Below are 1,491 nucleotides of genomic sequence, written 5' to 3' on the forward strand. Positions count from 1 at the left end.
CGCACGATGGGGTCGCGGAGAATTTCAAAACGCACGTTTTCAAGACAGAGCATCACCTTCTCCACGGCATAAACAAAATTTCCAAAGGCTTGGTAATCAGATATTCAAACAGTGACACAAACACGATAACCAACACCACATAAGCCATCACCGTCGAAGTCCCCCTGATAGCGCAAGCGTCCTCGCTTGTGCCATTACAATCTATTGTGGTTTCGGAGTTAGCAAAATCCCGAGGCAAGCTCACGAATAAAGTTTACCGGAAAAGTGATATTTGGCGATAAAGTGATTACCTGTTTAAGTTCTTCAATTTTCTTCTAATGACAAAAAAGTGCGGTCATAAAATCAAAAGGATTCTGAACGTTGGCTTTGCCAACGGCTCCCCAGATAGCCCCCCCTTCTGACGCGTAGTTTTATCTATCTAAAAAATAAGCAAACTGAAGCTATTCATTAAAATAGTAAAAATCTGAATCAAACGAAATTGATATTTCAGGCACGCGTTAGGAAACGCGCGCTATCGTGGGGAAAAACAATATTGGTTATTTATTCACCAATCACATGATAAAAATGTGATCACGGTCAAAATTTTGTATAGCAAACGATTGCTTGAAATTGCGTAATAGAACAAAAAAGGTAGGATTGCCGCCGATATATTCACAATCTCATCAGGAGTCACTATGAAAAATCTTGTTAAACTTTCTCTTGTCGCCCTTTTAACCGCGGCAGCAATTCCCGCCATGGCGGCCAAAACCGAACCTTATACCAATCAAGGTACCAATGCCCGTGAAATGCTCGTGGAACAACCAATCCACTGGATTTCCGTTGAGCAACTGAAAAAAGAGTTGGAAGGCAAAGCACCGATTAATGTAAGTTTTGATATTGACGATACCGTGCTATTCAGTAGCCCTTGTTTTTACCATGGGCAACAAAAATATTCTCCGGGTAAGCATGATTACTTAAAAAATCAGGATTTCTGGAATGAAGTGAATGCCGGTTGTGACCAATATTCTATTCCAAAACAAATTGCTGTGGATTTAATTAATATGCACCAAGCCCGTGGCGACCAAATTTATTTCATCACCGGACGCACTGCCGGCGATAAAGATGGCGTTACCCCAGTATTACAAAAAGCCTTTAATATTAAAGACATGCACCCGGTAGAATTCATGGGCGGGCGTGAACTTACCACGAAATACAACAAAACCCCTGGCATTATCGAACACAAAGTCACCATTCACTACGGTGACAGCGATGATGATATTCTTGCTGCCAAAGAAGCCGGCGTTCGCGGCATCCGCCTCATGCGCGCTGCTAACTCCACTTACCAACCAATGCCAACCCTTGGTGGATATGGTGAAGAAGTGTTAATTAACTCAAGCTATTAATTTTTAAAAACACATAAAAAATTGACCGCACTTTGATCTGCCCCCCCAAAAGGGGGACAGGTTAGTTAACTTAAATATTGAGCTCGGTATTGCACCGGGCTCAATCCTT

General features: G+C 42.1%; 1 protein-coding gene and 1 pseudogene. One reads left to right on the forward strand and one right to left on the reverse strand.

The features are described from left to right. Positions 1-52 precede the first annotated feature (52 nt). Positions 53-181 (reverse strand): annotated as a pseudogene (locus Q0203_RS06625) (ABC transporter permease); the annotation flags it as partial. A gap of 493 nt (positions 182-674) precedes the next feature. Between Q0203_RS06625 and aphA the strand changes: the two are divergent. Beyond that, complete coding sequence (gene aphA, locus Q0203_RS06630; protein ID WP_297930634.1) at positions 675-1,382, forward strand: acid phosphatase AphA; 708 nt, start codon at positions 675-677, stop codon at positions 1,380-1,382. The last annotated feature ends 109 nt before the right edge of the window (positions 1,383-1,491 follow it).

Origin of the sequence: uncultured Aggregatibacter sp., assembly GCF_938046485.1 — a bacterium.
Lineage (GTDB): Bacteria > Pseudomonadota > Gammaproteobacteria > Enterobacterales > Pasteurellaceae > Aggregatibacter.